The sequence below is a fragment of the Armatimonas rosea genome, assembly GCF_014202505.1.
Classification (GTDB): domain Bacteria; phylum Armatimonadota; class Armatimonadia; order Armatimonadales; family Armatimonadaceae; genus Armatimonas; species Armatimonas rosea.
The window spans coordinates 1,619,038-1,641,975 of the sequence record NZ_JACHGW010000001.1 but is presented as its reverse complement, the minus strand read 5'-3'; the positions used below and the strand labels follow the sequence as shown (position 1 = coordinate 1,641,975).

Annotated in this window: 20 protein-coding genes; 9 read left to right on the top strand and 11 right to left on the bottom strand. The window is 63.1% G+C overall.

The window, feature by feature from the left end:
• The first annotated feature begins 133 nt into the window (after positions 1–133).
• Positions 134–2,782 carry a sulfatase-like hydrolase/transferase gene (locus HNQ39_RS07610; RefSeq protein ID WP_184193345.1) on the top strand — a complete coding sequence of 883 codons (2,649 nt, stop codon included), beginning with the start codon at positions 134–136 and terminating at the stop codon, positions 2,780–2,782.
• A 14-nt stretch (positions 2,783–2,796) separates the two neighbouring features.
• Here the strand turns inward: HNQ39_RS07610 and lon are convergent, their stop codons facing one another.
• From lon to HNQ39_RS07575, 7 genes are all read right to left on the bottom strand, one after another.
• Positions 2,797–5,337, bottom strand: a complete 2,541-nt coding sequence (gene lon / locus HNQ39_RS07605) for an endopeptidase La (RefSeq protein ID WP_184193344.1) — start codon at positions 5,335–5,337, stop codon at positions 2,797–2,799.
• Between the two features lie 35 nt (positions 5,338–5,372).
• A complete protein-coding gene (locus tag HNQ39_RS07600; RefSeq protein ID WP_184193343.1) occupies positions 5,373–5,777 on the bottom strand; it encodes an Hsp20/alpha crystallin family protein in 405 nt (134 codons plus the stop codon).
• 113 nt (positions 5,778–5,890) lie between these two features.
• Positions 5,891–6,172, bottom strand: a complete 282-nt coding sequence (locus HNQ39_RS07595) for an NIL domain-containing protein (protein ID WP_184193342.1) — start codon at positions 6,170–6,172, stop codon at positions 5,891–5,893.
• Positions 6,173–6,189: 17 nt separating this feature from the next.
• Complete coding sequence (locus HNQ39_RS07590) at positions 6,190–6,759, bottom strand: hypothetical protein (RefSeq protein ID WP_184193341.1); 570 nt, start codon at positions 6,757–6,759, stop codon at positions 6,190–6,192.
• A 59-nt stretch (positions 6,760–6,818) separates the two neighbouring features.
• On the bottom strand, positions 6,819–7,364 hold the full coding sequence (gene tnpA / locus HNQ39_RS07585; protein ID WP_184193340.1) for an IS200/IS605 family transposase: 546 nt from the start codon (positions 7,362–7,364) through the stop codon (positions 6,819–6,821).
• Positions 7,365–7,435: 71 nt separating this feature from the next.
• Positions 7,436–7,954, bottom strand: coding sequence for an HAD-IIIA family hydrolase (locus tag HNQ39_RS07580; RefSeq protein ID WP_184193339.1), 519 nt, complete (start codon positions 7,952–7,954; stop codon positions 7,436–7,438).
• Positions 7,951–8,559 carry a D-sedoheptulose-7-phosphate isomerase gene (locus HNQ39_RS07575; RefSeq protein ID WP_184193338.1) on the bottom strand — a complete coding sequence of 203 codons (609 nt, stop codon included), beginning with the start codon at positions 8,557–8,559 and terminating at the stop codon, positions 7,951–7,953. The genes HNQ39_RS07580 and HNQ39_RS07575 overlap by 4 nt, the downstream gene beginning before the upstream one ends.
• 207 nt (positions 8,560–8,766) lie before the next feature.
• Between HNQ39_RS07575 and HNQ39_RS07570 the strand changes: the two genes are divergently transcribed.
• Genes HNQ39_RS07570 through HNQ39_RS07560 form a run of 3 tightly spaced genes read left to right on the top strand, consistent with a single transcriptional unit; the run spans position 8,767 to position 12,374 of the window.
• A complete protein-coding gene (locus HNQ39_RS07570; protein ID WP_184193337.1) occupies positions 8,767–9,354 on the top strand; it encodes a prepilin-type N-terminal cleavage/methylation domain-containing protein in 588 nt (195 codons plus the stop codon).
• Positions 9,354–10,469 carry a PulJ/GspJ family protein gene (locus HNQ39_RS07565; RefSeq protein WP_184193336.1) on the top strand — a complete coding sequence of 372 codons (1,116 nt, stop codon included), beginning with the start codon at positions 9,354–9,356 and terminating at the stop codon, positions 10,467–10,469. The genes HNQ39_RS07570 and HNQ39_RS07565 overlap by 1 nt, the downstream gene beginning before the upstream one ends.
• A gap of 30 nt (positions 10,470–10,499) precedes the next feature.
• Complete coding sequence (locus HNQ39_RS07560) at positions 10,500–12,374, top strand: autotransporter outer membrane beta-barrel domain-containing protein (protein ID WP_184193335.1); 1,875 nt, start codon at positions 10,500–10,502, stop codon at positions 12,372–12,374.
• 87 nt (positions 12,375–12,461) lie between these two features.
• Here HNQ39_RS07560 and HNQ39_RS07555 read toward each other — a convergent pair whose 3' ends face one another.
• Together HNQ39_RS07555 and HNQ39_RS07550 are read right to left on the bottom strand one after the other, a co-directional pair.
• Positions 12,462–13,439, bottom strand: coding sequence for a GHMP family kinase ATP-binding protein (locus HNQ39_RS07555; RefSeq protein WP_184193334.1), 978 nt, complete (start codon positions 13,437–13,439; stop codon positions 12,462–12,464).
• On the bottom strand, positions 13,436–14,374 hold the full coding sequence (locus tag HNQ39_RS07550) for a nucleotidyltransferase family protein (RefSeq protein WP_184193333.1): 939 nt from the start codon (positions 14,372–14,374) through the stop codon (positions 13,436–13,438). The genes HNQ39_RS07555 and HNQ39_RS07550 overlap by 4 nt, the downstream gene beginning before the upstream one ends.
• A gap of 258 nt (positions 14,375–14,632) precedes the next feature.
• Between HNQ39_RS07550 and HNQ39_RS07545 the strand changes: the two genes are divergently transcribed.
• Positions 14,633–15,697 carry a redoxin family protein gene (locus tag HNQ39_RS07545; RefSeq protein ID WP_184193332.1) on the top strand — a complete coding sequence of 355 codons (1,065 nt, stop codon included), beginning with the start codon at positions 14,633–14,635 and terminating at the stop codon, positions 15,695–15,697.
• Between the two features lie 124 nt (positions 15,698–15,821).
• On the opposite strand, the gene HNQ39_RS07540 is transcribed toward HNQ39_RS07545, so the two are convergent.
• A complete protein-coding gene (locus HNQ39_RS07540; protein WP_184193331.1) occupies positions 15,822–18,395 on the bottom strand; it encodes a G8 domain-containing protein in 2,574 nt (857 codons plus the stop codon).
• A gap of 48 nt (positions 18,396–18,443) precedes the next feature.
• A complete protein-coding gene (gene erpA / locus HNQ39_RS07535) occupies positions 18,444–18,887 on the bottom strand; it encodes an iron-sulfur cluster insertion protein ErpA (protein ID WP_184193330.1) in 444 nt (147 codons plus the stop codon).
• A gap of 278 nt (positions 18,888–19,165) precedes the next feature.
• On the opposite strand from erpA, the gene mraZ reads away from it, so the two are divergent.
• Genes mraZ through HNQ39_RS07515 form a run of 4 tightly spaced genes read left to right on the top strand, consistent with a single transcriptional unit; the run spans position 19,166 to position 22,927 of the window.
• Complete coding sequence (gene mraZ / locus HNQ39_RS07530; RefSeq protein WP_343075956.1) at positions 19,166–19,642, top strand: division/cell wall cluster transcriptional repressor MraZ; 477 nt, start codon at positions 19,166–19,168, stop codon at positions 19,640–19,642.
• On the top strand, positions 19,639–20,541 hold the full coding sequence (gene rsmH, locus HNQ39_RS07525) for a 16S rRNA (cytosine(1402)-N(4))-methyltransferase RsmH (protein WP_184193328.1): 903 nt from the start codon (positions 19,639–19,641) through the stop codon (positions 20,539–20,541). Before mraZ ends, rsmH begins: the two co-directional genes overlap by 4 nt.
• 15 nt (positions 20,542–20,556) lie before the next feature.
• On the top strand, positions 20,557–20,967 hold the full coding sequence (locus HNQ39_RS07520; RefSeq protein WP_184193327.1) for a hypothetical protein: 411 nt from the start codon (positions 20,557–20,559) through the stop codon (positions 20,965–20,967).
• Position 20,968: 1 nt separating this feature from the next.
• Positions 20,969–22,927, top strand: coding sequence for a peptidoglycan D,D-transpeptidase FtsI family protein (locus tag HNQ39_RS07515; protein ID WP_184193326.1), 1,959 nt, complete (start codon positions 20,969–20,971; stop codon positions 22,925–22,927).
• Positions 22,928–22,938 lie beyond the last annotated feature (11 nt).

The following is a 22,938-nucleotide window of genomic DNA, read 5'->3' as shown; positions in this document are numbered from 1 at the left end:
GCACGGTGAACGTGGGGCTATGGGGCCTTCGGCCGTTCGCTTCGCTCAAAATTTTACCGACGAGGAACGAGGAGGCGGCGCGAACGCGCCCCATAGCCGGATGATTTCCATCCGGGCTTGCACCACATCCACCATGCGCGTACTCGGTTATGTTTTCGCTGCCTTGGCAAGCCTCAGCAGTGTTGCGCACGCACAGGCGCAGCAGCCCGAGCGGCCCAATATTTTATGGATTGTCAGCGAGGACAACTCCGCGCAGTGGCTCGGGTGCTACGGCAACAAAGAGGCAAAGACGCCACGGCTCGACGCGCTGGCGAAGGAGAGCGCTGTCTTTGAGAGCGCCTACTCCAACGCCCCGGTCTGTGCGGTGGCGCGGGCAACCCTGCTCATGGGGGCCTACTCCCCCACCATGGGCACCCAGCACATGCGCAGCCGACATGTCATCCCAGCGGCCTACAAGCCCTATGTCTCCTACCTGCGCGAGCAAGGCTACTACTGTACCAACAACGCCAAGACCGACTACAACATCAAGGGGAACGACACCGCACTCTGGGATGTATCGTCGAATAGAGCGCACTATAAAAACCGCCCTAGCGGCAAGCCGTTTTTCGCGGTCTTCAATATCGAGATCAGCCACGAGAGCAATCTCTTTCCCGAAAAAGTCCAGAGCAACCGGGACAAGGGCCTGATCCCACAGATACCGCGCCTCGATCCCAAGACTCTCTTCCTGCCGCCCTATGTCCCGGACCTGCCGGAGATGCGCTCGGACTGGGCGATCTACCACGACACGATCAGCGCAATGGACAAGCAAGTGGGAGAGAAGCTCGATGAGCTGGAGCGCAGTGGGCAGGCCGAGAACACCATTGTCTTCTACTACGCCGACCACGGCGGCCCGACTCCACGCGGTAAGCGCTACTTAGAGCAGACCGGTGTCCGGATTCCCTTGATGGTGCGTGTGCCGAAAAAATGGCGGTCACTCTCCCCGTTTATGCCTGGCCAGCGGGTGCACGAGCCGGTCGCCTTTGTGGACTTTGCCCCCACCTTGCTCTCGCTCCTGGGCCAGCCCAAGCCCGCACAGATGCAAGGAAGGGCGTTCTTGGGAAGCAAACGGGTCGCTGTTCAGCCTGATGCTCATGTCTTTCTCTATGCCGACCGGTTTGATGAGCTCTACGGGATGCGCCGCGGGATCACCGATGGCCGCTACAAGTACATCCGGCGCTTCCTGCCGCACCTGGCCGCCGCCCCATACAGCTACTACCAGCTAACCATGCCCGGCTGGGCCGCGTGGCAGAAGGCCTGGCAAGCGGGGACACTCACGGGCTACCACAAGGCGCTCTGGGAGGGGCCGCAGGCCACGGAGGAGCTCTTCGATCTCCAGACCGATCCCTGGGAGCTCAAAAACCTCGCGGGGGCGCCCAGTCAAGCAGCGCGCCTAGCGGTGCTCCGGGGACGGCTCAAGCAGACCATGCTCGATACCCGCGATACGGGAATTATCCCTGAGCCGATGTTTGCGGAGCTCGCTCCCCAGAAAGCCATCGCCGACTACCCTCTGAACCGAACCAAAGTGCTGGACACCGCGTTTCTAGCGACCGAGCGCAACGTGAAGAACCTTCCCACGCTACAAAAAGCACTCGCCTCGCCAGATGCGCTCGTGCGCTACTGGGGGGCGCTCGGCTGCGTGGTCCTCGGGAAGGCCGCACTGCCCGCCAAGGCGAGCCTGGAGCCGCTTCTCACCGATAGCTCCGTGACCAACCGTATCACGGCGGCACACGCCCTGGTTGTCTTGGGACAGCGCGAGCGTGGGGTAGCTGCACTGGCAAGCGAGCTGGAGAAGACCAACAACGAGTACGCGGCCCAGCTAATCGCCAATACACTCACCCACCAGAGTGCCTTGGAGGCGATCTCCCCGGCATGGATCGAGAAGACCCTCGCAAACCCCAAGGCCGACGAGTACCTCAAGCGCCTTGCGGCTCGGCTCCAAAAAGCTCCCCCAGCGATTAGTGCGATTACCGCGCCACCCGCAGCGCTCAAGGCACCGGCGTTCTACAAAAAATACATCAGTGCCAATGGCTACCCGATTGTGGCATCGGAGAAAGTCAATGACTACGCGCTCAAGGAGGCGGCCTACCTCGTCAATCTCTTGCTCGCCAAGCGCCCCGATGTCCGTGATGCCATGATCGCCAGCGGCTCACGAATGTGCATCCTTGCCTACAATGAGTTCACCACAGACCAGCCCGACTTTGCTTGGCTCATGCCAAAAGATTTCTGGGACCGGCGTGCGCGCGGGCTCGGTGGGAGCGAGACCGACCCGCTCTGCTCCTGTGCAGAGGAGAATCTCTTGGGCTATCCGGGCGACCCCTACGCCGCAGAGAATATCCTGATCCATGAGTTCGCCCACAATATCCACCTGCGGGGCATGGTGCGCGTGGACAAGACCTTCGACTCCCGTGTGAAGGCCTGCTACGAGAGCGCCATGAAGGCGGGGCTCTGGAAGGGCAAGTACGCCTCCACCAACCACCATGAGTACTTTGCGGAGGGCGTGCAGTCCTGGTTCGACAACAACCGGGAGAACGACCACGACCACAACCATGTCAATACCCGCGCGGAGCTGATCGAGTACGACCCAGGGCTTGCGGCGCTCTGCCGTGAGGTCTTTGGGGACACGGTGCTCAAGTACACCAAGCCCGCGACAAGGCTCACCGGGCACATGGAAGGCTACAACCCAAAAGACGCCCCGACCTTTGTCTGGCCGGAGCGTCTCAGGAATATCAAGCAAGCCCCCTAAGGGAACGGAGGCGGCTAGGCGCGAGCGGGGGGGACGCTGGGTTGCTGGAGCGGCTCGGGGAGCGGCGCGGTCGGTACGGGCACGGGCTTGGCCGCGGGCTTCTCCGGGCTTGCCTTCACCCGAATCCGCCGTGCCTTGTTCGTGGGCTCAAGGGCCAGCTCCAAGACATCGCGGACACTCTCGGCGAAGTGGAAGGTCATGCCCTGCCGTAGCTCGGCGGGGATATCCTCCTCCAGGTCCTTACGGTTGCGCGCGGGCAGGATCACGGTGGTGACCCCCGAGCGCTTGGCCGCCAGAACCTTCTCCTTGATCCCGCCCACCGGCAAGACACGCCCGGTGAGCGTTACTTCCCCGGTCATGGCGAGCCGTGGCTTGACACGCCGCCCGGTGAGCAGGCTGGTCATGACCGTGGTCATGGTCACCCCCGCCGATGGCCCATCTTTCGGTGTGGCCCCTGCAGGGACATGGATATGAAGCTCGGTCTCGTTCCAGAAGTTGGCCGGCAGCCCCAGCTCGGTGGCATTGGCGCGGATGTAGCTCAGGGCCGCCTTGGCAGACTCCTGCATCACATCGCCCAGCTGGCCGGTGAGCTGAAGGGTCTTGGAGCCCTCCATCTTCTGGGCCTCGATAAAGATCACATCGCCGCCCACGGGAGTCCAGACCAGGCCGGTCGCGACCCCCGGAATGCTCGTGCGGTCGTCCAGCTCCTCAAACTCAAAGCGCGGAGCCCCCAGATACTCCTCAACCGTGGCGCGGGTGACTGTCAAGGGCTCGGTGCGCCCCTCGGCGAAGCTGCGGGTTACCTTGCGGCAGACCGCTGCCACCTGGCGCTCCAGGCTTCGGACACCGGCCTCCCGGGTGTGGCCCTGAACCAGCGCATAGAGCGCCTCGTCGGTGACCGTCACCTGATCCGTGGTCAGCCCGTGCTCCCGTAGCTGCTTGGGAACCAGGTGCTGGCGCGCGATCGCGACTTTCTCCTGCTCCGTGTAGCCCGTCAGCTCGATAATCTCCATGCGGTCGCGGAGCGGCCCCTGGATCGTGTCCAGCCCATTGGCTGTGGTGATAAAGAGGACGTTGGAGAGATCAAACGGCGTGTCCAGGTAGTTGTCCCGAAAAGTCGTGTTCTGCTCGGGGTCGAGTGCCTCCAGAAGCGCCGAGCTCGGGTCGCCGCGGTGGTCGTGGGCGAGCTTGTCGATCTCATCGAGCAGGAAGACCGGGTTGTTGGTCCCGGCGCGCTTGAGCCCCGTGACAATCTGCCCCGCCATCGCCCCGATATAGGTGCGCCGGTGGCCCCGGATCTCCGCCTCGTCGCGCACCCCGCCCAGAGAGAGCCGGTAGAACTCTCGTCCCATGGCGCGGGCGATACTGCGTCCCAGGCTCGTCTTTCCCACCCCAGGAGGCCCGACAAAGCAAAGGATCGGCTGGCGCACAGGCTCGCCGCGCTCCTGCTTGATCTTGCGCACCGCCAGAAACTCCAGCAGGCGATCCTTGATCTTCTCAAGACCGTAGTGGTCGTCGTCGAGGACCTCCTTCACGTGAGGAATATCGAGGTTGTCGTCGGTGGACTTTGCCCAGGGTAGGCTCGCCATCAGGTCCAGATAGGTCCGGGCGACCGTGTACTCCGGGGCACCAAAGGCCATGCGGCTCATGCGCTCCAGCTCACGGTCGGCCTCCTTGCGGGCCTCGGCGGGAAGCTGTGCGGCATCGAGGCGCTCACGGAGCTCCTCGACATCCCGGCCACGCTCATCGCCCTCCCCGAGCTCCTTGTGGATCACCTTGAGCTGCTCGCGCAGGTAGTACTCGCGCTGGGCCTTGCTCATCTCCCCAGCGGCTTGGTTGTGGATGCTCGCTCCCAGCTCCATGATCTGCGCCTCCCGCAGGAGCATGGCGTGCAGGGCCCGCATCCGCTCGACCAGGGGCAGGGTCTCTAGGATCTGGGCCTTCTCCGCCGTGTTGAGGTGGGCGTGTGCGGCGATCATGTCGGTCATGGTGCCAACCGGGGTGACCTGCTCGATCTCCTTGAAGTGGTCGGGCATGTCGTTGCTGAGCTCGACAATCCGCGTAAAGGTCCCTGCGAGCTCGCGCCGCAGTGCCTCGACCTCCAGGTTCTCCTCGTCGGTCAGCTCAGCGGGCTCGTCACAGACCTTGATCCGGGCGCGCAGGTAGGGCTCTTCCTGGAGGATCTCCTGGATATGGAAGCGCTGGATGCCCTGAACTAGGAGCTGGGTGGTGTCTCGTCCCCGGTTCATCATGCGGATGGTCACCACGACACCGGTCGGGTAGACATCGGCAGGCGTCGGGCGCTCGGTGCCGGGGTCGCGCTGGGTGACAATCCCAATCAGGCGGCTCCCATCGCGCACCGAGTCCGAGATCAGGCGCATGTAGGGCTCTCGTCCCACCACGATCGGCGCGACCAGGACCGGGAAGATCACGGCATCGCGCAGGGGCAGGAGGTTGAGCACCTCAGGGATCGTCGGTGTCCCCTGGGTCTCGGTATTGAGCTGATCAAAGACATTCTCCAGCCCATCGTTCATCTCTTCTGTGTTCTCGTCCATTTTGTCTTTACTCCCTCTACTCTCACCAACTCAGCTTACTCTTGCGAGATCGGAATGCTCCGTGTGGGGACACGTGCTCGCTCGGGCAAGCGAATGGTCAAGAAGCCATTTTTCAGCGTCGCCGTGATCCCCTCTCGCTCCACACGAAAATCATCGGGGATCTCAAAGGTTCTCTCGAAGGGCCCGAAGTAGATCTCCAGCTGGTGGCAGACCAGCCGGCGCTCCGCCGGGCTCTCCCCGCGTGCCCCTGAGACCGTCAGGTGCCGCCCGTCACCGGAGAGGGTCACCGAGAGGGTCTCGATGGTCGCTCCGGCAAGCTCAAGCTTAATAACGAGCTCGCCGTCGGTTTCGTGAACATCGGCGGCGGGCTGCCAGAACCGAGAGATGCCTCCCTGGTTATCAAGAAATGCCCGCAGGGCCTCTTCGGTAAATCTAGTCATAGCTTCAGTTCTTTATACATCAGAATTTACCTGAGCGTTCCACACTCAAGAAAAATCAGTAAAAATAAGGAAAGCCGGGGAGAGCCCCGGCTTCTCCTTGTGCTCTTGGGGGGCTAGGTACCACGCCCCGGGTTCTGGATGGCTCCGGTGCTAGCTCCGACCAGGGTCTCGAGCGGGCCCTGGGTGGTGACTCCAAAGGTCTGAAGGTCCGCGATTGCCCGCTCGATCTCTTCCGATGGGCCGGAGAAAGCCACCTCCGCGGCGCCCCCCTCTTCGGAGAGCATCGCCCGGCGGATGGTAAGGGAGATACGAAAACGCCGCGCGATAGTTCCGAGGATCGGAGTCTCCATCATCTCGCGGGTAAAAGTGAGGTTATAAACGGCACTGCCTGTCATCGTGGCTCCATTGTACCCTAATCCTCGCGCGGAATAAAGTGCGGGCAGCTCTCGGGGCCAAGGCAGGCAGGCACCTGGCTCCAGCGCCCGGTTCGGTAGTTGCGCGGGTCGGTGAGGCGCACGACACACGCTAAGACGGCATGGGAGCAGTCGCGGCAGCCGCCTCTCTCCGAGAGCAAGCACTTGATCGCCAGCGCCCGCCGGGGGGCTCTCTCGACGTCATCGGGGCTCAGGGGGGAGTCGGTGCGCGGGGGATCGAGCGGAATCTCGGTCTCCGTGCGGGCGATCAGCCGCAGAACCCCCACTTTATACAGCTGCGCGGGGACATCGGGGAGGCCATCGGGGACCGGGTGGGCATCGCCGCGGAGCAGGTCCCCAAGCGCGAGCTCGCGGTTCTGCATGGTCGCCGGGCCAATCGCCACGGTAAACGTGCTCCCTACCGGCGGTGCGCTTCCCTCGGTCAGGGTCCCTTCCAGGGTTAGGATGTACCCCGGACAGCTCGCCTCGGTACTTCCCTCGAACTTGGTCAAGACCAGCCGTGGGCGTAGCGAGACCACCCTTCCCCAGAAACGAATCGGCGCAGACATGGGCTATTGTACCTGCTTGTCCCGCCGGTTGGAGGTATCGCCCCGGTTAGAGCGGGGCGTCAACGAGCGTCGCAGGCTCCGCTGGGAAGGCCTTCGGCCATAGAATCGGCCATGGGGGAGGGGGTATTTGGGGTGTACATGGGTGGGGTCCACTCCCAGTCTTGCCAGAGGTTCTGATCTGCATGGTGTTCTTTTTGGCGAAGCACATAGGCGACCACCTCTTTACAGTGCGGGCGGCTCAGAGAGAATGCGGCATAGCCATTGGCCCAACGGAAGAACTGCTCACTCCCCAAATGTTCGCGTGCCACCGAGGAAGAGACACCTTTGACCTGGTTGAGTAGTTTTGCCAGAGTAATGGTCGGAGGCTGAATCAGGACAAGGTGGACATGATCCGGCATTCCTCCAATGGCGAGAACCGTACACTTGCACTTCTCCGCTTCAGCTTGAACCGTTCGCCAGACACAGCGCTCCAAAGACTCATCTGCCAGCAGAGGCATTCGTTTCCAAGTTGTCCAGACAATGTGCAGGGCAATTTCCGTATGATTTCGACGAGTAGATTCCACGTCCCTATAACGGCTCAGCACCCCAAAATCTGATAAAACCATGCAAAAATTTTATGGCCGAAGGCCTTCCCAGCCGCAGGCTCTCTAGCCCCCCCGTTCTGATCGGGGGGACGCTAGCCGAGCACCCAGTCCACCGCGGCGTCTAGGCTGGCGACCGTGGCGGCGGGCTCGATCACAAAGCCCTCGGCGGTCTTGGTCTGTCCGGTCAGCACGAGGATAAAGGGGACACCGGCGGCCTGTGCGGCCTGGGCATCGGTGGGGGTGTCGCCGATAAAGACGGACTGAGCGAGGTCGATCCCGTGCTCCTGCGCCGCTTGCAGGAGCATCCCCGGCTTGGGCTTGCGGCAGGCGCAGTGCTCGTCCTTGAGGTGCGGGCAGTAGTAGACCGCATCGAGCGGCACCTCGGCGCGGAGCTTGGCCGTGACCGCCTCCAGATCGCTCTGGGTCATCAGCCCCTTGGCGACTCCCTGCTGATTGGAGATTAGGATCGTCAGAAAGCCCGCACCCTGGAGCCGTGCCACCGCCGCCCCGACTCCCGGCAGCAGCGTTAGCTCGTCGGGAGTCTTGGCGTAGTCGCCGGGGAGGTAGACATTGAGGACCCCATCGCGGTCCAGGAAGACAGCGCGCCTCACGCGGCGAGTAGCCCCTTGATCCGGTCGCGCAGGGCGGAGAAGAGCACGTGGCAGAGCACCATGTGCACATCCTCGACCAGCTGCATGTTGCGTAGGTCCGCCACGAGGGCGATATCGCTCACCCCGGCCAGCTTCCCTCCGCCGTAGCCACAGAGCCCCACGGTAGTCGCGCCCACCTCTTTGGCCACTTTCACCGCCTCCAGGACATTCTGCGAGTTCCCCGAGCCCGAGATCGCGATCAGGACATCGTCTTTGCGCAGCCAGGTCCGTGCCTGCCCTGCAAAGACATTGGTGAAGTCCGTGTCGTTGCCCCAGGCCAGCAGGAGCGCAGGCGAGTCGGTCAGGGAGACCACCTCAAAGGGCTTGCCACCGTCGAGCCAGATATTTTTCTGAAAGTCGCAGACCATGTGTGTGCTGGTCGAGCCGGAGCCCCCATTGCCACAGAAGACCAGCCGTCGGTTGTTCTGCCAGCAGTCCAAGAGCAGCTCGACAGTCGCTGCAACCTGGGTCGTGTCGATCGCGGCCAGCAGTGCAGTCAGCTTGCTCAGGTAGTCGGACACGTAGGCCGGGGTGCCCTGGCTCGTGTCGGGAAGGATATCACTCATGTCTTTATGATACCTCCCCGGACCTACATCTTGTTTTTGGAGCCCTCAGGCCTTACCATTAAAGCCTCATTAAATAGTATCTAATATCAACAGATAGTGACAAAGAACATAAAAACAGCCCGTAATCTTACCAAAAACAGGTATTTTGCCAAGGTGAAATAGCCCTAACCGAAATACCTCTTCCCTCCCAAAATTAACAATACGATCATGTCTATCCGAACTCAACGCAGCCATCACACAAGACGTCACCCACGCGGCTTTACCTTTTTCGAGGTGATGCTCGCCATGATGATCCTCAGCTCCATGATTGTCTTGGCGGGGATGACCTTGCCGATCATGGCGCGCTCGGTGCGCTACGCCTCCGAGTTCAACCAGGCCCAGATGCTGGTGATGCACAAGATCGCCCAGCTTCAAGAGGCGGGCTACTCCAACATCGAAGGGAGCCAGCTCAACCAAAATGGGCTCATGATCATCGATGGGACGGGCACTGCGCCTCTTAATAACGCCAACGGGGATGTCTCTACCACGGTCGAGTTCACCACGACAGACAACCTCTGGCGCTACTTCCCGGGGGGGATGACCTCGTCGGGGACTCAAGACACGACCAGCGCGACCCGCCCGCGTGGCTATATTTTTATCGAGCCCTTCACCCCGAGTGTTGTCACCACAGGAAGTACCACCTCCTACAACCTAATCCGTGTGACAGTCACGGTGCAGTGGTGGGGCTGGGGTGGTGTGAGCCAGATGCACCACTACTCCGCCAGTACGCTTATCTCAAAAACCCTCGTGCAATAATGAAAAAACGTCAACCCTTTTCTCTCAAGAAGGCCCGAAAAAGCTTCACCTTAACCGAGGTGGGCTTTTCTTCGGCGCTTATGGCACTGATCTTCATGGCCGCCATGCAGCTCTTTGTCAACTCCAGCCGCACGGTCTCAAAGCTCAGCTCGGGGCTGACGGCATCTCGTGAAGCAAGCCGCATCCAGCAGTACCTGAGCCTGGAGATTGAGGAGTCCTATGGGGTTGTTTTACCTCTCGATACCGTTGCGGTAGCGGGGGTAGCCTGGAACAGCGCGATGGGCGCGGCGAGCAACTACATCTCCAACAACACCAACAGCGAGGCTGGCTGGTCCAGCCAGCTCAACACGGCGATGTATGTCCTAGCCCCTGCATCAGGAAGCGCGAGTGTCCAGAGCGGCACGGGGGTGACGGTCTCGCTGAGCGGTGCGCTCCAGCCCATGGACCGCTCGGTCACGAGCATTACCAATACGACCCTGGTCTTTCGGGGCAACCCCAACGGGACCTCGAACTCCGGCTACGGGACATGTCTGTGGCTCTGGCGCTATGTCAATGGCGTCCGCACCGAGCAGCGCCTGCTGACCAGCAATGTCTCCACGGCATGGAACGCGGTCTCGTTTACCCGTACAACCGGCTCCAAGCGTAGCGTGATCATCAAGGTGGTCTGTGGCGACTATGCCTATCCGGGCCGAGAGCAGACCAACGATAGCTCCGATGGGGTCAACCTGGTCAACCGGGTCTCGGGCCGCACGGTCTACATGGCAAACTCCGCCCTGTACTCGTCGGTGACCGTCCCCTACCCCACCGATGCGAACCTGGTTCCGCAGCCCAACAACGCGACCCCGGTGCCCACGCCCACGCCCACGCCGACTCCGACGCCCTCGCCGGTGCCGACGCCGACCCCAGTGCCGACGCCCACACCGACTCCGACCCCGGTGCCGACGCCCACACCCACGCCCGGACCGCCGACCCCCACGCCCAAGCCAGCCACGCCCACGCCGGTGCCCACACCGACCCCAACACCCAAGCCGGCCACACCCACACCTACTCCGTCGCCGGTGCCAACCCCGACGCCCACACCGACGCCCAAGCCAACACCGGTTCCGATTGGCTAGTATTTATCAAAAGAAGATTTGAATAGTAAAATGACGCACTTAACCAAAAAACGATCTCGTCGCTCCACACGCAAGCCTGAAGAGGGCATGGCGATGGTGGGTACAATGCTGGTTCTCCTCGGGGTTACCTCCATGGTGATCGTCGGGGCGATCCAAGGGCTCAACAATGCCCAGGTATTCAATGGAAGCCTGAGCGAGGACTCTCATAACCAGCTCTCCCAGGCCAACCAGCGCGGCAACCGCTTCCAGGCCGAGGTTCTCTCCGAAACAGGAATCCGCCTCGCGATCCAGTGGCTTGTCCAGCAGACCACCGCACCCACCAACACGGCTGCCTTCTCACCGGGAAGTGTCGCAAGCTTCTACAACGGGACGGAAGCAACCGGCTGGACCAAGCTGACCTTCAGCCAAGGGCCCACGGTCAACCAGCTCGCCTCGATCCCCCAGCAGCCCGGTGATATCTACGTTCGCTTCTACCCCTTTTCGAGCAACAGCACGGGCGCACGGAAGATGTACGCGATCGAGAGCCGCGGCGAGTACATGGGCTTTACCTTCCTCAGCCGCATCTTTGTGCGCCAGAACTCGTTCTCGCGCTACGCCTACTTCAGCGACACCTGCCCGACCTCCTGGTGGGTGACGGGCCTCACACGCTTCCAAGGCCCTGTCCATGTCAATGGCGTGAACACGGCGGGAACCGCAGTGGACCCCGCCGCGACCCTGAGCATCATCTGGACCAGCATGGTCGCGGCGACAAGCTCGCGTATCTTCACCTACGCCGACACCGACTACTTCACCACCGCCATGACCGCTAGCCAGCTCAAGTGGTACCGAAAGACATCGACCGGCACGAGCCTGAGCACGCCCAGTAGCAGCCGCTGGACCAATGTCACCGCAGCAGCAGTCGCGCCCCAGACCGGGGTGCCCCTGGTGCCGATGCCTGTTGCCAACACCAACCAGAGAGTGGCGGCTCTAGGAAATGCAACCGCGATTACCTCAGTCGGTGTCCAGATTCCCGGTGTCGGAACCCCGACAGCGGGAATCTATATCAATGGTGATGTCAAGGAGATGTTCCTCAAGACCTTCGACCAGCTCGGTGGTACCTATGCACCAGGCCTCGGGGATACGAGCCAACAGATTCAGGTCATCCAGTACAATGCCAGCACTCAAAAAGACATCAAGACTGTCATTGATATGATCCCCGGAAGCAACACCACCAATGTCTATGTCTACCAGCGCAACAATACCAACGCGGCATGGGACAACGGCGGCACCTGGACCTATAGCTCCGGGACGACCTACTCAGGTGTCCCCAATGGGGTTATCTATGTCAATGGCGATATCGGGGAGCAGACCGGCTCGATGCGGGGCGGACTTGCAGGGACGATTGCCAATAGCATTATGGTCAATGGGGTTGTTAGCCGCCAGTGGGGAATGCTGATCGCCACCGAGCAGACCAAGGGCATCAATATCAACGGAGGGATTGTCTACCGCAATCTCATTAGCAACAGCACCAACGCTAACAATATCCTCTCCACGGCAGCGGCAGCGACCGCCCAGAGTGGGATGATGGGGCTTGTGGCGGGCAATATGCGCATCACCGATACCGACGACGGAGGGACGGCTCTGACCAATGTGTCGGTGCATGCGATCTGTATGGCCTACAACACCTTCAACGCCACCAACCCCTCGACCCGTGCGGCAGGTGTCTTCAACCTGATCGGCGGCTACATTGTCAAGAACAACGGCACCTTTGGAAGCGCCCTCCCCGATGGTACGGTGGAGAACGGCTTCCTGATGAACCGCAACTTCGACCAGCGAGTCACCGATACCCCACCGCCTGCCTTCCCCGCCGTGGAGAAGCAGTACCAGATTCTCTCCTACCAGCGCGCCGTCACCTCGCTGGAGTAGGAAGCGCCCGAATAGCCCGAGGGGCAAACCACCCACAAGCCCGGACACTCGTTGTCCGGGCTTCTTTGCTGTCCGGGCTTCTGTACTTTAGCGCCGCGCGTTGAGGATCACTTTGGTGCCATCGCGCTCCAGGTTGATGGGCAGCTCCCGCAGGCTGGAGAGCGCATGGCGTACCGCGGCCTGGCGATCCGGGGGGCAGAAGAGAAGCAAGAACCCCCCGCCGCCCGCGCCCGCCACTTTTCCCCCAATCGCACCCGCATCCAGCGCCGCCTCGTAGTAGGCATTGATGTGCGTATTGGAGATGGTCGTGGCGAGCTGCTTCTTGTGGCGCCAGCCCGCGTCCATCACCCGCCCGATCCGGTTGAGGTTGCCATCCACCAGCGCCTCGTAGACCTCGTCGGCCTGCTCCCGCATCTTGTCTAGCGTCACCAGCTTCTCCGCGATATTGTCTTTTTGCTCGGCGAGGATCTTGTCGGCCTTGCGGGTGATTCCCGTGTAGAAGAGCATCAGCGACTCACTAAAGCGGCGCTTTTGCTCCTCAGGCATGGGAATCCAGTCCACCGCCACCGTGTCATCGGCGCGGAAGTTGATCCGCCGCAGGCCCCCGTAGGCGGCGATGTACTGGTCCTGCTTGCCAATCGGCTTGCCCAGGATCTCGATCTCGATCTCGCACGCCTCGCGCGCCAGCTGCCCCGGCGTGACGAGCTGGCCCTTAAAGGTATAGAGCGCATGGAGCAGCGCGACCGTCACCGACGACGACGACCCCAGGCCGGAGCCTTCCGAGGGAATATCGGCCATGGTGGCGATCTCGATCCCGTAGCGGACATCCACCTTCTTCATCGCCTCGCGCACCAGCTCATGCTCGATATCCTCGACCTTGTCTACCAGCTCCGTGCGGGAGTAGCCGATACGGATATTGCTATCGAAGCGCTCCTTGATGATGACATAGATGTACTTATCGATCGCCGTGGAGACCACGCAGCCGCCCTCACGGCGGTAGTAGCCCGAGAAGTCCGTGCCGCCCCCCGCAAACGAGATCCGCAATGGTGTCTGAACAATAATCATCGAATTATCTCCCCTTCTCCCACAATCGCGCCGGCGGTGAGCACCACCCCCGCGCCAACCACGACGCCACGTCCCAGGATCGCGCCCCGGAGCTGGGCCCCCTCCCCGATCTGGCAGCCCTCCCAGAGAATGCAGTCCTCCAAGCATGCGCCCGCCGCAATCTGACAGCCCGTGCCAAGGACATTGCGCCCCTCAAGGCGCGCCGTAGCGGCTACCTCCGCGCCGGGATGGACACCGCGCTCGCCGCGCGTCAGCAGGTCCCAGTTGGCCTGGCGGTAGTTCTCCGGGGTCCCCGTGTCGCGCAGGTAGCCCCCCAAGGGCAGCGCGACCACGCGCCCGGGGAAACGCTCCAGCAGTGCGGGGAAGATATCCCGGCCAAAGTCGCAGGCCACGCCCGGAGGAATGCTCGCCAGCACCTCGGGCTCGAGGAGATAGACCCCGGCATTGGCCGTATTCGTGAACACTTCCTCGGCGCGTGGCTTCTCCTGAAAGCGTGTCACCCGCCCCGCCGCGTCGGTCACCACCAGGCCACACGCCGTCGGGTTGGGCGTCTCAAACGTGGCGATGGTCGCCAGCGCGCCGCTCTCTCGGTGAAAGCGCACCAGTGGCTCCAGTGCAAAGTCGTAGAGGTTGTCGCCGTAGAGTACCGCAAAGGTCGTGTCTAGAAACCCTTCGAGCCGCTTCACTCCGCCCGCGGTTCCCAGTAGCTCGGCCTCGTCGGAGTAGGTCAGCGACGTGCCAAAGTGCGCCCGGATCGCCTCGGGCTTATGGTAGAGATTCACCGCCAGCTCCTGCACGCCTTGCGAGCGCAAGAGCTCCACAGTGCGCACCAGTAGCGGCGTGTTGGCGACCGGCACCATCGGCTTGGGCAGGGTCAGGGTCAGGGGTCGCAGACGTGTCCCCTCGCCCGCCGCCAGAATCATGGCCTTGATCAATCGCTTATCCTGTTAGAAATACTAGTACTCAACATACCCGTGGTTTTCATTTTCGGCAGGCAGAAGCCATTGCCTGTAGAATATTTCTCAGCGACCGCCCCGGTGAGAGCGGGGCGTCAACGAGCCTACGGCTGGGAAGGGCTTCGCCCATAAGAGAGCCTCCTCGCTTCTTTATGGCCGAAGGCCTTTGCAGCAGAGCTTGCGATGCTCGTTGACGCCCCGCTCCAACCGGGGCGTGATTCTCTGGAGAACCAACGAATGCTCTTACCCCTTCTTGCCGCTCCTGCTCTGCTTGCGACGGCCCCGACATTTGCCGATGACAAAGCCGCGGCGCTCCTTGCCGAAGTTGCGGCGCGTGGGAGCTCGCTCAAGAGCTTCTCTGCCGAGGTGACCATGACCATGACCGGCCCGCAATCGCAGAAGATGTCGGGGAAGCTCCTGCTCCAGCCCCCTGGCTTTGGCCGTGTCGAGTTCACCCCGGACAAAGGCGAGAAGATTCTTATGATCCTGGATGGAAAGTCCACCTACAGCATCACCGGGAAGAAGTTTACCAAGACACCTGTCGATATGGACGGTATCTGGCCCTTCCTCAAAGGAGTTCCCGGCGCCGATCCCAAGAAGTTCACGTCGGTCGGTACCGAGAAAATCGAGGAAACCACCTTCGACGTGCTTGAGCTAAAAGAGGCCTCCCAGACCCTACGGGTCTACATCAGCCCCGAGAAGATCATCCAGCGCTTTCGCGTGACGGTTGGGGATGGGACACAAGGTGGTCAGGAGCTCGTGATAAGCCATGTCCAGCTCGACACCGAGCTGGCTGCGGAGAACTTCACGCTCCCCACCGGGCTAGAAGAGGCCAAGGCACCTGGTGCCGAGGGGCTGGACGCGCTCAATGCCAAGCTCCTCAAAGTGGGCACGACCGCCCCCGCCTTCAACCTCGGCACCCCGACCGGCGGCAAGCTCTCGCTGGCACAGGCGCTCAAGGGCAAGAAGGCCGTCTTAGTGAACTTCTGGTTCTTCAACTGCGGCCCCTGCCGCGCCGAGCACCCCGAGCTCCAGAAGCTCTACACCAGCCTCAAGGCCAAGGGCTTCGGGCTGGTTGCCGTGGACCAAGGCGATGACAGCAAGACCATCACGGACTATATGAAGAAGGCGGGGCTGACGTTCCCGGCGGTCAAGGGTGTCCCAGGAACCTTCACCGCCTACGGCGTGCAGGCCTTCCCCACCAACTACCTGGTCGGGGCCAATGGCAAGATCCTCTACCGCTCGGTAGGCTTCGACGAAGCCGGACTCAAGGCGGCGCTTGCGAAGGCGGGGCTGAAGTAGATAGCGGTGGTTGAGAGACGGGGGTTGAAAATCCCCGTCTCCGGAAAGGGGAGCGTCCCGAGGACGCGGAGAGCACGACAGCTCCGCGCGTCCTCGGGACGCTCCTATGCTTGTGCCGGGTAATTTATTGCCCGAGCACACGCCGCATCGGGGAGCCCGGAACATGAGAATCCGTACCTGCAACCACGACCGCGATCTCGTGCTCCCGGCCATCGCGGACGGTGCTGGGGAAGGTGAAGCGGAAGCCGTCGGTGCGGTGGCTGACCGCGTTGTACTGGTCGGCGCGGACGGTCCCGACGCGCTTGCCATCCACCCGCACCTCAAGCTCCAGGCGCTCCCAGTAGCGGTGCCAGTTGTGGTTCGCGCCCCAGCACGCCGCGCCATCGCCATCGAGCTGGATTCCCGTAAGCGCGAGCGGCTGGACAAAGAGCGGGGGGGCCGATGCGATGGGCACGACAAGCCCGCCCAGAGTCGGGTGCGGCTTGGCATCGGCGGGGGCGACCGCGCCCGCCCAGGCTTTCTGGTACTTGGCCCAGGCCTGTGCGTTGGTCAGCCCTTTTTCTTGTAGGCCCCGGATGCGGAAGTGCTTCTGGCCGTCGTGGTAGAGCGCCTCGTCCTGATCAGGGGGCAGGTTGTGAATCCCCGAGTCCGGGGTAGCAATAGGGACAATCTCACTAGCGGCTTGGATGGCGTAGTACAGGCGGAAGTTTGCCCCCGGCTTGCCCTGGAAGTCCTCGACATAGACCTCATCGGCGGCGAGCGGGTTGATGTCGTTGCCAAAGGGCAGGATCATGTCCACCGCCTTGCCCCCCCCGCTCTCGCCCCCCCCGCCCCCACGTGTGGGGGAGCTAAAGGTGCAGTTTTTCAGGAGGGTCCGGCTCTGTCCGACCGCATCGCGCTTGTAGTGCAGGTCACCGTCGATCCGCACCCCCACCGGGCAGGCAAAGACACTGTCCTGGATCAGCACATCGAACTGGCGACCACCAGGCTCGTTGGTGCCGCGAGGGGTCTGCTGCTTCACCCCGATCGCCACGCCCGCGATATCGAGCCGCTTCAGGTGCCCGGTCACGGGGTAGTAGCGGTTGGGCACGCCGATGGTCGGATCGGAGTCATCGCCGAGCGCACCGGGGTCGCCGCGGACAATCAGGCCATCGACCATCAGGGGCTCGGTAGCGCGGGGGACGAGGCCCTGGTGGCAGTTCCACGCGACGCTATCCTTTACCGTAAAGGGCGACTCGCGCCAGAGCTCCAGCCCGTGCAGGCTCGCGTAGACCTCGTTGTTCTCAAAGGGCACGGGGTAGGGCAGGTTATCGGCCTCGGGGAAGCGCAGGAGGCGAACCGGCTCCCCTTGTGGCTCCGCGAAGAAGCTCAGGGTGCCGCGGCGTGGGCGCTCCGGGCGCGGGAACTTCAGGATGCCGGCCAGCGCGCAGTCGGCGGCGATATTGTTCTTGCAGAGGTTGGCGGCATTGGCGAGCCAGAACCCCACCCCCTCCGAGCCAACATCCTCTTTATCGTCGCGCAGCCCCGGCTCCAGCTCGGGCTCCTTGCCACCAGGGCAGTTGGCCGCGAGATTGCCGACCAGCTCGTTGTAGGCCTCGTGGCCATCTTCGACCACCACGGCGGCCCCGCGTGCGCCCCAGAAAGCGTTGTTCTCGACCCGCACTTTGGTTGTCCCATGGAGCACCAGCTGCCACTTCGGGCTCCCGTCGAAGGCGCACCCGGTCAGCTTCCCGCGCCACTCGCCACGAAACGGGCCGGTGGCGTGGTGGAAGTGGAAGGCGTAGCGCGCCACATGGTTCTTCTCCGGGCTCAGCGGCTCGGTGGTCGTGCGTCCTAGGCCGGAAAAGGCGACATTCTCGATCTCCGTGGTCGCCCCCTCCCCGAGAAAGATATGGCCGGGGACGCTTGCGTTCTTAGAGGTTACGGTCACGCTACGGGTGAGATTGAGCACGTGGGGCAGGAAGCGCTCCTGCCCGGCATGGGCGAACTTCAGTGGCGCAGCCAGTGTCACTTGCTTGCCATCGGACGCAATCGCAGAAATGGTCGTGGTCTCGCTCTGGCGGGCGGTCTTACCCCGGCGCTCCGGGGAGCGGGTGTCGGGGAGGGCGAGCGTGTCCCCCACCCGCCAGCCCTTGGCGGCCTCGCCGAGTGCCAGCGTGGTCGCGCCCGCCACGGGGGCTTTCGCCAGCCGCACAAACGGTGTCTTAGCCTCGCCCGCCGCCACAAAGCGCCCCAGGACCAGCAGCCCTGCCCCATGCTGCTCGGGATCGTCGCTTTTTGGGAGCCGCTCCCCCCCTAAAACCACCTTCGCGGTCACCGGCAGCCCCGCCCGCCCGAGCTCAAGGTAGCCATCGGGAAGGACTTGGACCGTGTTGGCCGTGAGTGTCCCCGACTCGACGCTCAAGACACCGCGCACCGCGACCGTCTTTGCCTGGTTTGCGCTCCCACGGACGGTCACTTTAACGCCAGGAGGGACGAGCACCGAGTCGGTCGGGGTCGGGATGCTCCCTCCCTCCCAGGTGCGTGGGTCGCTCCAGGGGCCACTCTGCGCCGCCGTGACGCTGGGGCGGAGGGAGAAATTGGGCATCCCATCAAAGAGCGTGGTCGCCTTTGGGTCAAACGCACGCGCCGTCACGTGCTGCGCCCGGGCGGCGATGCCCACGGAGAGACACATCAGCAAAAATGCGGTTCGGGTCATAAAACACCAAAAGCCCCGGCGCGGATGCGCCGGGGCTCTTTTTTTAGATTACTTGTTGCTACCGCAGGAGCCGCAGCCACCGGTGATCGTGCGGCCTTCGGCATCGTCCTCGGCGGAGAAGCTGGAGCCACAGCCACAGGTCTTGACCGCATTGGGGTTCTCGACCTTGAAGCCGCCGCCCATCGGGGTGGTGACATAGTCGACAACCGCACCGACCAGGTAGCGAATGTCCATCGGGGCCAGAACAACCTCGACGCCGCTGTCCTCAAAGACCTCATCGCCCTCGTCGACCGTCTCGTCGAGCGCCATGCCGTACTGGAGGCCGGAGCAGCCGCCGCCGCTGATGTAGACGCGCAAGCGGACGCCCTCGGGGTTGCCCTGCTGCTCGAGAATATCTTTCACTTCCTGCGCGGCTCGCTCGGTGAGGGAGAGGGGGCAGGCGCGCTCGGCGAGGATTTCCTGGTCCTTGCCCGCTTCAAGTGTGAGTGCCATTGTCGTTCGTGTCCTTTCCATGCGCGGTTCAAAGCCGCGTGGTCTTACGCAATTAGTATAGATTATATCGCGCCGCAGTTCCCGGCAGTAGGCTCCCTTAAAAAAAATAATCCCACGGGCCCCTTCCCCGAGCCCCTCCCCAGGCACTCCCGAGGGCGGCAAGATAGGGAAAAAATGCGTTGACAAGCCGCCTCCCGTGGCATAAAATCCCTTGAGTGGTTTCAAAGGGTGGCCAGGGGGTGACTGGGTGGTGATTATGTGGAGGATAGGTTAAGACGGTGGGGTTCCGGGGGGAACACTACCACGGCTTGGATGAAAAGGGACGTGTCATCATGCCCCTCAAGTTTCGCAACGCCTTGGGAAATTCCTTCGTCATCACCAAAGGAGTGGGGCCTTGTCTCTCGGTCTACAAAGAAGCCGACTTCGACAAGATCGAGGAGAACCTCAACAAGCAGCCTAGCCTCGATCCCCATGTGCTGCGCATGAAGCGCCTGCTCTGCGCCCCCGCCGTCGACACCGACACCGACAACCAGGGCCGTGTCGCCCTCCCCGCAAACCTGCGGCAGTGGGCCGGGATCGACAACGACGTGGTCGTGGTGGGAATGGGCGAGAAGATCGAGATCTGGTCGCGGAGCGGTTGGATTGCCCTCAATGACAGCTTAGACGAAGACCTTATTGTCGGCTCGGCGCGGGAGACGGGTCTGGCACGCGCACTCTCGGGTGAGACATCGGCGCTGGAGGAGTTCGCCGAATGAGCACCTACCACACCCCTGTCCTCCTCAAAGAGATCCTGGAGTGGCTCGATCCCCAGCCCGGAAAGACCTTCCTCGATGGCACCGCGGGCGGCGGTGGCCACACCCGCGCCTTCGCCGAACGGGGTGCCCACGTGATCGCCGTGGACCAGGACCCCGAGGCGCTCGCCGAGTGTGAGCGGAGCTGCGTCGGGCTCCCCGTCACCCTCTGGCGCGGGAACTTCGCCGACCTCAAGCTCGCCACCACGGTTCCGCTGGATGGCATCTTACTGGATCTTGGGGTTAGCTCCCACCAGCTCGATACCCCCGAGCGTGGCTTTGCGATCCGCTTCCACGGGCCGCTGGACATGCGGATGGGAAACGATGACTCGGACCGCGAGACCGCCGCGGAGCTGCTCAACCGACTCCCCGAGAGCGAGATCGCACGGATTCTCTTTGAGTACGGTGAGGAGAGCCGCTCCCGCCGGATCGCCGCGGAGATCGTCAAGGCACGCCCGCTCAAGACCACCGAGGACCTCGTGGACTGTGTGCGTCGCGCCATGCCCTTTCGCACGCGCCCCGGCGAGATCCACCCCGCCACCAAGACCTTCCAGGGCATCCGAATCGCGGTCAACGAGGAGCTCGGGGTCCTGGAGCAAGCCCTCCCCGATGCGGTCGCCTGCCTCAAGCCCGGCGGACGCCTCGCGGTGATTAGCTACCACTCGCTCGAAGATAGACTAGTCAAGACAACATTTAATGAGCTGGCAGGCAAGCGCGAGAACTCTGACCTGCCACACCCGGGGCCCGAGCCACCGGTCGTTCTGGAGATCCTCACGAAAAAACCCATCACGCCGGGCGACGACGAGCTCCGGCAGAACCCACGCTCACGCAGCGCCAAGCTTCGCGTGGGTCAGAAGCGCTAGAGGAGGATAGAGACCGTGGTAGTAGAGCATAAGCCGCGTGTGCGGCAGACCCCATCCCCTGCCCGCAAGCAGGCACCCGCCCCCGTGGCACCCAAGGCCACAAAGCGACGCAACCAGAGCCAGAACTGGCAGCAGCGCCGGCAGGAGCTCCTGCGCCGTGACCGTGCCATGGGCGCTGTCTTTGGCGTTGTCTGCCTGGCGGGTACCCTGCTCATGCTCTATGTCGCCGGTCAGGCCAGCGCCACGGGAGAGGGCTACCAGCTCGCGGAGCTCAACCACCAGCTCAAGGACGAAGACGCGGAGCATGTCCGCCTGCTGCGCGAGATCCGCAGCCGGGAAGACAGCAACGCCATCGCCAAGATTGTCGCGGAGAAAAACCTCGTGCGGACCTCGCAGGGCATCCACTACTTCCGGGAGAGGCACTAAGATGGCTGTCCGCCGCGCCCACCGCTTCCGCCGCGAGACCCCCGAGGAGTTCGAGGGACGCACGGGTCCACGCCTCTTGGAGGTCGGGCTGGTTCTTGGAGCGGTGCACTTGCTGCTCCTTGGACGGCTCGCCTATGTCCAGCTGATTCGCCACGACGAGCTTAAGAAAGAGTCGCTGACCCGCTGGCGCGCGCCCCGCACCCTCACCCCCACCCGTGGGATGATCTACGACCGCAACGGTGCGCTGCTGGTCCAGAACGAGCCAGGCTTCTCGGTGGTTGTCAACCCGAACCGCTGGTGTGTCCACAATAGCACCAACCCCAAGGCGCACGATAGCCGCGAGGAGCGCCGCGCCCACGTGCTACGGGTCTTGGGCAGCTCGCTCTCCCCTGAGGACCTCGCCTGGATCCAGGGCCTAGACCTGAGCGCCTACAACCCGGACCATCCCTTTGCCACCCGCCAGGTCGCCGAGTGGATCTCCCCCGAGACGGTCGAGAAGCTCCGGCAGACCACGGTCAACCTCGCACCGCCCATCCCCGACGACATCAAGAAGAAAAAAGGCGCCCTCGCCCAGCCACGCGCGGAGCTTCCCGGGGTCAGCTACCCACCTGCCACCCGCCGCCGCGCGCTCAATGGGACCCTCGCCGCCCATGTCCTCGGCTTCACGGAGTCTACTGGGGAGCGTGCCTGGCGCGGGGTCGAGCTGAGCCAGAACGCTATACTTGCCGGCCAGCCCGGGAAAGTCACCTACGAGTTCGACAAGCTCGGTATGATCCAGGGCACCGAGCAGGTCCGCCAGAAGCTCGTGCAGGGCTCGCACCTCTACCTGACCCTGGATGCCGAGCTCCAGCACGATGCTGAGCAGGCCCTAGGCAAGGCACTCAAGCAGCACAGAGCCGAGGCAGGCGCGGTGATTGTCCTCGATGCCCACAACGGCGATGTCCTCGCGATGGCCAGCGCCCCGCTCTACAATACCAACGCCGCCCGCACGCCCGTCCCAGGGACAAAGATCGACCTCAAGCCGCGCATCAACTGGGCACTGGAGCGCATCTACGAGCCGGGCTCAACGCTCAAGGCGATGACGATCGCGGCGGCGCTGGAGGAGCACGAGGTCACGCCCGAGACGACCTTTTTCTGCAAGGGCGAGCGCAAGCTGGGCAAGGACACGATCCACTGCGCGGCCCACGGGGAGTTCCAGCACGGCCACGGGACACAGAACCTCAAGGGCGTGCTGAGCCACTCGTGCAATGTCGCCACCGCGGAGTACGGCATGCGCCTCGGCCCCCAGAAGCTCCACCGCTACCTCCAGGACTTTGGAGTGGGAGAGCGGACCAAAGTGGGGCTACCCGCCGAGGAGAAAGGTGTCCTCCACGATCCCGCCAAGAAGGCCTGGCAGCCCATCGATGTGGCGACCATTAGCTTCGGGCAGGGTGTCACGCTGACCCCCCTCCAGCTGGCCGCCGCCTACACGGTCTTTGTCGATGGCCGCTACCACGCTCCGCGCCTGGTCGCCGGTGTCCGTAGCCCCGAGACCGGCCTGCTCCAGCCCCGCGCCGTGGTTCCCGGCCGCCGGGTGCTCTCCGAGGAGACCGCCGCGCAGATGCGGGAGATGCTCGGAGGGGTGATCGATATCGGGACTGGCCAGCCCGCCCAGCTCGATGGCTATAGCGCCGGGGGTAAGACGGGCACGGCACAGATGGCCAAGGACAAGAGCCGCGGCTACAGCAAGCGCTTTGTGGCATCGTTTGTGGGGCTCGCTCCCCTCAAGGACCCGCAGTTTGTGATCCTGACCATGATCCGCGATCCCAAGGGCCCCGAGCACTTCGGCGGCTCCGTCGCTGGGCCTATCTTCAAGGAGATCGCCGAGCGTGCCCTGCTCCTGCGCCGCACCCCCAACGACCGCCCCTTCGCCTCCAAAGACAAGGACAAGAAGCGCAAGGTCAGCACCGCCGAGGCGTAGCAAGAAGAACC

What these genes read in the sequence shown, in the direction of transcription:
- HNQ39_RS07600 (WP_184193343.1), bottom strand. Translation starts at nt 5,777, where the DNA reads ATGACTAGATTTACCGAAGAGGCCCTGCGGGCATTTCTTGATAACCAG.
- HNQ39_RS07555 (WP_184193334.1), bottom strand. Translation starts at nt 13,439, where the DNA reads ATGATTATTGTTCAGACACCATTGCGGATCTCGTTTGCGGGGGGCGGC.
- HNQ39_RS07565 (WP_184193336.1), top strand. Translation starts at nt 9,354, where the DNA reads ATGAAAAAACGTCAACCCTTTTCTCTCAAGAAGGCCCGAAAAAGCTTC.
- HNQ39_RS07540 (WP_184193331.1), bottom strand. Translation starts at nt 18,395, where the DNA reads ATGACCCGAACCGCATTTTTGCTGATGTGTCTCTCCGTGGGCATCGCC.
- HNQ39_RS07545 (WP_184193332.1), top strand. Translation starts at nt 14,633, where the DNA reads ATGCTCTTACCCCTTCTTGCCGCTCCTGCTCTGCTTGCGACGGCCCCG.
- HNQ39_RS07570 (WP_184193337.1), top strand. Translation starts at nt 8,767, where the DNA reads ATGTCTATCCGAACTCAACGCAGCCATCACACAAGACGTCACCCACGC.
- lon (WP_184193344.1), bottom strand. Translation starts at nt 5,337, where the DNA reads ATGGACGAGAACACAGAAGAGATGAACGATGGGCTGGAGAATGTCTTT.
- rsmH (WP_184193328.1), top strand. Translation starts at nt 19,639, where the DNA reads ATGAGCACCTACCACACCCCTGTCCTCCTCAAAGAGATCCTGGAGTGG.
- HNQ39_RS07560 (WP_184193335.1), top strand. Translation starts at nt 10,500, where the DNA reads ATGACGCACTTAACCAAAAAACGATCTCGTCGCTCCACACGCAAGCCT.
- HNQ39_RS07575 (WP_184193338.1), bottom strand. Translation starts at nt 8,559, where the DNA reads ATGAGTGATATCCTTCCCGACACGAGCCAGGGCACCCCGGCCTACGTG.
- HNQ39_RS07515 (WP_184193326.1), top strand. Translation starts at nt 20,969, where the DNA reads ATGGCTGTCCGCCGCGCCCACCGCTTCCGCCGCGAGACCCCCGAGGAG.
- HNQ39_RS07595 (WP_184193342.1), bottom strand. Translation starts at nt 6,172, where the DNA reads ATGACAGGCAGTGCCGTTTATAACCTCACTTTTACCCGCGAGATGATG.
- HNQ39_RS07610 (WP_184193345.1), top strand. Translation starts at nt 134, where the DNA reads ATGCGCGTACTCGGTTATGTTTTCGCTGCCTTGGCAAGCCTCAGCAGT.
- tnpA (WP_184193340.1), bottom strand. Translation starts at nt 7,364, where the DNA reads ATGGTTTTATCAGATTTTGGGGTGCTGAGCCGTTATAGGGACGTGGAA.
- HNQ39_RS07590 (WP_184193341.1), bottom strand. Translation starts at nt 6,759, where the DNA reads ATGTCTGCGCCGATTCGTTTCTGGGGAAGGGTGGTCTCGCTACGCCCA.
- erpA (WP_184193330.1), bottom strand. Translation starts at nt 18,887, where the DNA reads ATGGCACTCACACTTGAAGCGGGCAAGGACCAGGAAATCCTCGCCGAG.